The 7,047-nt window shown below is 72.0% G+C and carries 8 protein-coding genes; 5 read left to right on the top strand and 3 right to left on the bottom strand.

Annotation, left to right across the window (positions count from 1 at the left end; all coding sequences use genetic code 11):
* Positions 1–143 precede the first annotated feature (143 nt).
* Positions 144–869, bottom strand: a complete 726-nt coding sequence (locus M3N57_03710; protein ID MDP9021802.1) for a hypothetical protein — start codon at positions 867–869, stop codon at positions 144–146.
* Between the two features lie 185 nt (positions 870–1,054).
* Here M3N57_03710 and M3N57_03705 point away from each other — a divergent pair, with 185 nt between their 5' ends.
* Positions 1,055–1,267, top strand: a complete 213-nt coding sequence (locus tag M3N57_03705) for a cation transporter (protein MDP9021801.1) — start codon at positions 1,055–1,057, stop codon at positions 1,265–1,267.
* Between the two features lie 7 nt (positions 1,268–1,274).
* On the opposite strand, the gene tyrS is transcribed toward M3N57_03705, so the two are convergent.
* The gene (tyrS, locus tag M3N57_03700) at positions 1,275–2,561 is read right to left on the bottom strand and encodes a tyrosine--tRNA ligase (protein MDP9021800.1); all 1,287 of its coding nucleotides are present in this window, start codon (positions 2,559–2,561) and stop codon (positions 1,275–1,277) included.
* An 83-nt stretch (positions 2,562–2,644) separates the two neighbouring features.
* Between tyrS and M3N57_03695 the strand changes: the two genes are divergently transcribed.
* Together M3N57_03695 and M3N57_03690 are read left to right on the top strand one after the other, a co-directional pair.
* Positions 2,645–2,890 carry a hypothetical protein gene (locus M3N57_03695; GenBank protein MDP9021799.1) on the top strand — a complete coding sequence of 82 codons (246 nt, stop codon included), beginning with the start codon at positions 2,645–2,647 and terminating at the stop codon, positions 2,888–2,890.
* Positions 2,891–2,989: 99 nt separating this feature from the next.
* Positions 2,990–3,562, top strand: a complete 573-nt coding sequence (locus tag M3N57_03690; protein ID MDP9021798.1) for a hypothetical protein — start codon at positions 2,990–2,992, stop codon at positions 3,560–3,562.
* Here the strand turns inward: M3N57_03690 and M3N57_03685 are convergent.
* Positions 3,461–4,777, bottom strand: coding sequence for a glycosyltransferase 87 family protein (locus M3N57_03685; protein MDP9021797.1), 1,317 nt, complete (start codon positions 4,775–4,777; stop codon positions 3,461–3,463). The genes M3N57_03690 and M3N57_03685 overlap by 102 nt on opposite strands.
* A gap of 66 nt (positions 4,778–4,843) precedes the next feature.
* Here M3N57_03685 and M3N57_03680 point away from each other — a divergent pair, with 66 nt between their 5' ends.
* Together M3N57_03680 and M3N57_03675 are read left to right on the top strand one after the other, a co-directional pair.
* Positions 4,844–6,142: a hypothetical protein gene (locus M3N57_03680; GenBank protein MDP9021796.1), complete on the top strand. Its 1,299-nt coding sequence runs from the start codon at positions 4,844–4,846 to the stop codon at positions 6,140–6,142.
* 385 nt (positions 6,143–6,527) lie between these two features.
* Entirely contained in the window at positions 6,528–7,037 is a 510-nt protein-coding gene (locus M3N57_03675) for a DUF2231 domain-containing protein (protein ID MDP9021795.1), read from the top strand.
* Positions 7,038–7,047: the final 10 nt, after the last annotated feature.

Raw genomic sequence — 7,047 nt, 5'->3', positions numbered from 1 at the left:
GACGGTCAACGCAGAACCGAGTAACGCCGCCGCCGAGAAGAGCAGGCTCAACCGCATGCGTTGCACGCTAGCGCGGCACCAACCGGCTGAGAAGGTCCCGCGGTCTGTCCGGCCGCGTAACGACCGCACGTCCGCCGGGTCGGTCAGCCCGCAGTGGGCCGACGGTCGGGGCCGAGTTCGCCGACCAGGGCCGCCGTGGCCACGACCAGCAGGGCGGCGCCGAACAGGATCTCGACCAGGATCCGCTGCGCCCGGTCGATCGGGACCGACGCCAGCGGCGCGGAGGTGCCCGTGTTGGGGGGAGCCAGGGCCGGGTTCGGCGAGGTGAAGGCGGCCAGGTCCGCCTCGGCCACCTGCATCTGCGCGCGATCGAGTCGGAGACCGGTCAGCGACGTCATGCCGATCGGCACGCTCGAAGCCTGGCGGACGGGCGCCGGGGCGGTCTCCGCGCCGAGATCGGTGATCGGTCCGGTGACCGGCCCGCCGGTCGCCTGGGTGGCATCACCGTCGGCTGGAGCCGGCGACGGCGGGGTCGGTGCTGTCGCCTCGCGTGCCATCGCGGTCACCGTGCGAACGGCGCTCCCGACCGGAGCCAGGGCGTCGTGCTGATCAGCGCGATCAGCGACCTGGTCGGCCGCCTCGAGGATCGTGTCGACCGCTTGCCGCGGGGCGGCGGTCGTGGCGGTGGGGTCAACCGCGTCGGCCGGTGCCTGCACGGCGGGCTCGATGGCCTCCGTCTGGGGGGCGGACGGACCAACCGGCGACTGGGGCGGTGGCGCTTCGTCGGCTCCGACGGGGCCGGCGAGGAGCACAGCGACGGCCAGGACGCTGACCACGGTCGTCGCGGTCCGGCGGATCGAGGCCGACATCTCGTCTCCTGCGGCCGTGCATGGCGGGTGCAGCCGACAGCCTACACCGGCGCATGGCCGTGTGACCAGTGGCTGCTGCGGACCGGGCCGATACCGCGATCGGGTCGGCGGTCCGTCCGATCGGGTGGCGCCGGCTGGTCGACACGGCGCAGACCACGCATCATGCCACGGCACCTATCTGGAGGATGACCGTGACGACCCGGACCTACAGCGTCCCCGCGATCTCGTGTGACCACTGCAAACGCGCGATCGAGGGAGAAGTGACCAAGCTCGGCGGCGTCGACCTCGTCGACGTGGACGTCCAGCGTCGCGAGGTCCGCGTCCGCGGCGACGTCTCCGACGACGCCGTCCGCGCCGCCATCGATCAGGCCGGCTACGACGTCGAAGCGGTGCTGTGACGAACGGTCAGAGGAACCGGGCGAGGTAGTAGCGCTTCCGACCCACGCGCAGCACGAGCGTCGTGGCGCTGGCCAGATCCCCGCGCGCGATGCGCCGAGCGGGGTCGTCGACGCGGACGTTGTTCAGCGATACCCCACCCTGCTCGACCAGGCGGCGGGCCTGGCTGTTGGACGACGCCGCACCCACCTCGACCATCAGCTCGAGCATCCCCATGCCGTCGTCGAGCCGACCGCGCGGTAGCTCGACGGACGGCGCCGCGTCGAAGGCGTCGGACAGCACCCGGTCGTCGAGCCCAGCGAACGGCTCGTGGCCGAACAGGATCTCGCTGGCGCGTTCCGCCTCGGCCAGCTCCGCGTCGCCGTGCAGCAACCGGGTGGTCTCCTGCGCCAGGCGCCGGTGAGCGATCCGCGCCGCGGGTTCGGCGGCGTGGTCACGGGCGAGCTCGTCGATCTGCTCATCGGGTAGGAAGGTGAACAGGCGCAGGAACCGCACGACGTCGTCGTCGTGGGTGTTCAGCCACCACTGGTAGTAGGCGTAGGGAGATGTCAGGTCCGCCGCCAGCCACGGTGCGTTCCCAGCGGACTTGGAGAACTTCTGCCCGCCTGAGCCTTCGATCAGCGGCCACACGATCCCGAACGCCTCCGCGCCGTGCAGTCGGCGGGTCAGGTCGATGCCGGCCACGATGTTGCCCCACTGGTCGGAGCCACCGCCCTGCAGACGGCACCCGTAGGTGGCGTACAGGTGGGCGAAGTCGTACGCCTGTAGCAGCTGGTAGCTGAACTCCGTGTACGAGATGCCTTGTTCGCGTGACTCCAGCCGGCGCTTGACGGACTCCCGGGCGATCATCTGGTTCACCGAGAAGTGCTTCCCGACGTCACGGAGGAACGCCAGGTACGTGACGCTCCCGAGCCACTCGTGGTTGTCCAGGAGCAGGCCACGCTCGGGGCTGGACAGGTCCAAGAAGCGCGACAGCTGCCCCTGGATGGTGCTGAGGTTCGCGGCGATGACCTCGTCGTCGAGGAGTTCCCGCTCGGTGTCACGGCCGGACGGGTCGCCGATCCGGCCGGTGGCACCTCCGGCGATCGCCACGGGGCGGTGACCCAGCCGCTGCAGCCACGCCATCGCCATGATCCCCACCAGGTTGCCGACGTGCAACGACGGGGCGGTGGGGTCGAAGCCGACGTAGAAGGTGACCTCTTCGGAGGCGAGCAGGTCGCGGACGGCGTCCTCATCGGTGACGTCGTGGACGTAGCCGCGGGCTTCGAGGACGTCGAACGCGTTCGTCTGGGTCATCGCCCGGGACGCTACCGGCCGCCTGGCTCGTCGCCGGCCACGTCCCAGTACTGTCACGCACGGGACCCAGGCGAGGAGTCGTGGTGAGTCCACTGGAGCGGCGCCGCGACGACGAGGACGAGCCGGGCGGCGTCGACAGCGGCCCGGTTGTGGAGACCGAACCCCGCGTGTGCGTGGTGTGTCGTCAGGAACTGCCCGCGTGGGTCAGGCGCTGCCCCGATGACGGAGCGCGGACGGTGCCGCGCACGGAGCTGCCCGCCGCGGAGGAACCGGCCCTGCAGCGGCTGCTGCGTGAACTCGACGAGGAGGGTGACGCCTCCCCCGGGTAGGACGGCGGCGTCCGTGGCGAGAGAACGGCCACATCGCCGACGTTCGCAACGCCGGAAGGTCGCGACCGCAGCATGCCGCGCCGGCCGTACCATCGCGGGATGAGGTGTTCCTCGTGCGGTGACGAGTACGTCGCGGGGCTGGCGGTTTGCCCGGCCTGCGACGCCGCGCTCGTCCCCGAGGGCGCGCCGCTGCGCCCGACCGGCGCTCCGGTGGGCCGCTTCCACCCCACGGTGGCTCGCCACGTCGCCCAGCTCGCCACCCGTCGGGGGCTCGACGCGCGTGTCCGGCCCCACGACCACGGCGACGTCGTCCTGGTCGACGCCGCCGGCCGCGACGCGTTGCGTGCCGAACTGGCGATGGACTGGGCGGCGGTCGTGGGCAGCCTCGACGACGACGAGCGCGACGCCGTGCAGGCGCTCGGCGGGACCCTCCCGGGTTGGTTCGACGCGCCGAACGGGGCGTGGGTGGACCGCGACGGACGGCTACGGGTGGCCGACAGCACCGAGGACGAGGCCGCCGACGACGAGGGGCGGTACGTGGGGCCCGGTCTGGTGACCATCGGCCTGCTGCTAGGCCTCTTCGCCTGGTACGTGGGCGACGGCGAGCTGCGGTTCCTTGCGGCTGTGCTGGCCGCCGCCCTGGTCCTGGTCGGGGTGTTCACGCCCCGCTGATCGACCCAGCGCAACGGTCACCAGCCACCCGACCGTCGCCCAGCGAACGACCGCCATGCCCTGTGCGGCACGCAGCAACCCTGCGAACCGCGGTTCGGCTCCCAGCGCCATCCACGGGCCGTACAGCAACCACACCCCCGCGTTGCTCGCCTCGACGGCGAGGACCGGCGTCCACGACACGGTCGACAGCACGGCGACGGGCAGCAGCCACAACACGAACTGTGGCGAGAAGACCTTGCTCGTGAACAGGAACAGAGCGACCAGTGCGAGTGCGGCGTCGCCGGGATCGACGTTGCCGCGTTCCAGACGCCAGCTGATGTACGCCGTGCCCACCAACAGCAGCGTCAGCGACACCACCGTGGCCAGCGTCGTGAACCCCCCGCCCCAGAAACGGCCGGGGAGCAGCTCCGCCCCCACAGATCCCAGCGCCGACACGGCGGAATCGAGGTTGGCGCCGCGTTCGAGGTGGAACGCGAGTGATCGAGCCCACGCCGTGGGGCTGACCACCACCGCGGGGAGCTGCGCCAACGCCCACACGCCGGCCGCCACCGCAGCGGGTCGCAAGGCCAGGCGGCGGCGCCGGTCCCGCGGCGCCCACGGACCGACGAGCAGCGTCACGACCAGCAACGCCGGCCACCACTTGACCGCTGCACCCAGCCCGAACCACACCGCCGCGTGCATCGGGCGTCGCCGTGCCGCGGCCGCCAGCCCGGCAGCCACCAGCACGACCGCCCACAGGTCCCAGTTCTGCATGCCGAACAGCACCAGCCCTGGCGACAGCGCGAAACCCAGGAGCCGCCAGCGCGATCGCGGTCGCCCTGTCCTGGCGAGGTCGGTCAGGGCGCGTTCGAGCTGCCACAGGGTCGCGACCGCCGCTGCGGCGAACGTCACCGCGTGCAGGTTGAAGAACGCGGCGCGGGAGTCGGTGGCGAGCGCGATCAGCCACGCGGGGAACGCCAGCCCCGGGGGGTACTCGAACGTGTAGTCCACGGGGTAGCCCGGCGGCACGCCGGCGTAGGGGAGCGCGTCCACATCGAACCCGCGGTACCCCCACAGCACCCGCACGTCCGAGTAGCAGTAGCGGGTGACGCCCCAGAACCCCGGCTCCCCGTCGAGGCACACGGCCTTCCCGCCGTAGGCGAGCAGCAGCGTGCCGCCGAGCACGGCTAGCGACACCCACAAGGCGGCGCGGTCGCGACCAGGCACGGCGATCACGGCGGCCACCGTAGCGGGGCGCTCGCCGGCGACGGCGACCGGTTCAGCGCGGTTATCCTCGGCCGGATGGCCGTCGATGCCGAACCGTCCGAGCGCTCCCCGCGAACCCGCCCGTCCGACGCGCGCGCGACCTGGACCGGGCGGTTGGCGGCATTCGCCGCACCGCTCGCGCGGCTGCCGACCGCGTGGCGGCGGGCGGTCATCGCCATCCTCGCGCTGCGTGCCGTGTTGGCCCTGTTCGGCTTCGCCTTCGGCGGTCTCCTCGAAGGCAACGACGCGGTCGACGTCGAGCCGATGTACGGCACGGGGTTCCGGGGCTGGGCAGGAGCCTCCGCAGAGGAGCAGGGGACCGGGCTGCTCGGCGCGAGCCTCGAGCGCTTCGACGCGTTGTGGTACCTGGCGATCGCCCGTGACGGTTATCCGTTGCCGCTACGCGTGGACCAGGCACCGTCGGCGGCGGCGTTCTTCCCCGGCTTCCCGATGGTGGTTGCGGTACTGGGACGGCTGCTAGCCAGCCGCTTCTACCTGGCGGGCAGCCTGGCCGCGGTGGCCTTCGCCGTGGCGGCCCTGGCGGGGGTGCACCGCCTGATCGAGGAGGAGACCGGCGACGAGCGGCTCGCGGGGCGGAGCCTCGTCGCGTTGGCGGTCTTCCCGGCAGCGTTCTTCCTCGTCGCGCCGTTCAGCGAAGCTATGTTCCTGGCCGCCTCGGCGTGGGCGCTCGTGTGGTCGCGACGTGGCCGTTGGGGATGGGCGGCGGCCCTCGCGACCACCGCGAGCATCACCCGCAACGTCGGGGTTCTGCTGATCCTGCCGATGGTGTTGGAGGCGTGGCGCCAGCACCGCGCAGGTCGCCGTCTCGGCATCCGGGCGTGGGCGGCGGCCGTGGCCGGCGCCCCGGCCGGCCTGGCGGCGGTCGCAGCGTTCGCTCTGATCCGGTACGGCACGCCCTTCGCGCCGGTGCAAGCGCAGGTGGGGTGGGAGCGCCAGTGGACGCTCCCGACCGTCTCCCTGGCCGACTCCTGGCGGTTCGGCACACAGTTCGCCGGCCAGTACCCGGCCGGATACCACTCCGTGGACCTGATCGTCTTCATCGCGGTGGCGCTGGCGGTCGTGTGGCTCCTCGTCCGCACACCGCTGCCCTACGGCGTGTACGCGGCAGCGCACGTGTTGGTGTGGCTGACCTACCCCTTCCCAGGGCGGCCACTGATGTCGGCCTACCGGTTCGCCCTGGCGATCGCCCCGCTCCCGTGGGCGTTCGGTGCGTGGACCCGGTCGTCCTGGGTCGGTGTGGTATGGCGGGCGTCGTCGAGCGCCCTACTCGGCGTGATGTTCCTGCTGTTCATCCACTGGTACTTCGTCTTCTGACCCGCATGACCGGGGAGTGCTCTCCGGCGCGGACTGCCGATCCGGCACGTGAGGATGCATCGCCAAGTGGGTCACCTGCGGCGAACCCCGCCACCGTGCCGTGACGGCGACAGGTCAGGTTCATCTGTACCTGAGCCGGAGGACGAGGAGGCTCGAACCGGCGAGGGTGGTGCGAACGGACTGTGACCGGGCGTCCCGCGAGGGAGTCGGCCGGGACGGATCGGGGGACTACGCTCCGGCTCAAGACCCCCGATCCGGGACCGTCGCACCGCCACCGCATCCGAGGAGCCGGAGCATGGCTGAGCAGCCGCCACAGTGGGCACGCCGCGACGTCGCCGCCTCGGAGGGTCGAGCGATGGCCGAACATGCCGTCGAGACCCACCCTGTGGAAAGCCGGGTGAAGTTCCTCGGACACGCCCTGCACCAGCAGCTGATCCCGTTCCCCTTCGGCCTGCTCGCGACCGCCGTCATCTTCGACATCCTCTACCTGGTCACCGGCGCCGATGACCTGGCCACCGTCGCGTACTGGTTGATCGCGGCCGGCATCATCGGCGGCGTGGCGGCCGCGCTGCCCGGGTTCGTGGACTGGCTCGGCATCCCCAGCGGGACGCGGGCCAAGAAGGTCGGTCTCCTCCACGGCTCCGGGAACGCGGTCCTGCTCGTCCTGTTCGCGACCAGCTGGGTGCTGCGGCGTGAGGCGCCCGAGTCACCCGACGCGATCGCCTACGTTGCGTCCTTCGCCGGTTTCGTCCTGGCCCTGTTCACCGGGTGGCTGGGGGGCGAGCTGGTCGACCGGCACGCCGTGGGGATCGACGAAGGCGCCCACGCAGACGCTCCCCACTCACTGTCGGGTCGCCCCGCCCACCAGGACCAGGCGCCTCAGGTCCGGCGGTGAGCGACGCTCC

The sequence above is a fragment of the Actinomycetota bacterium genome (assembly GCA_030776725.1).
Classification (GTDB): Bacteria; Actinomycetota; Nitriliruptoria; order Nitriliruptorales; family JAHWKO01; genus JAHWKW01.
The sequence above is the reverse complement of the archived record's forward strand: the minus strand, read 5'-3'. Positions and strand labels throughout refer to the sequence as shown.

What these genes read in the sequence shown, in the direction of transcription:
- tyrS (MDP9021800.1), bottom strand. Translation starts at nt 2,561, where the DNA reads ATGACCCAGACGAACGCGTTCGACGTCCTCGAAGCCCGCGGCTACGTC.
- M3N57_03690 (MDP9021798.1), top strand. Translation starts at nt 2,990, where the DNA reads ATGAGGTGTTCCTCGTGCGGTGACGAGTACGTCGCGGGGCTGGCGGTT.
- M3N57_03705 (MDP9021801.1), top strand. Translation starts at nt 1,055, where the DNA reads ATGACCGTGACGACCCGGACCTACAGCGTCCCCGCGATCTCGTGTGAC.
- M3N57_03710 (MDP9021802.1), bottom strand. Translation starts at nt 869, where the DNA reads ATGTCGGCCTCGATCCGCCGGACCGCGACGACCGTGGTCAGCGTCCTG.
- M3N57_03680 (MDP9021796.1), top strand. Translation starts at nt 4,844, where the DNA reads ATGGCCGTCGATGCCGAACCGTCCGAGCGCTCCCCGCGAACCCGCCCG.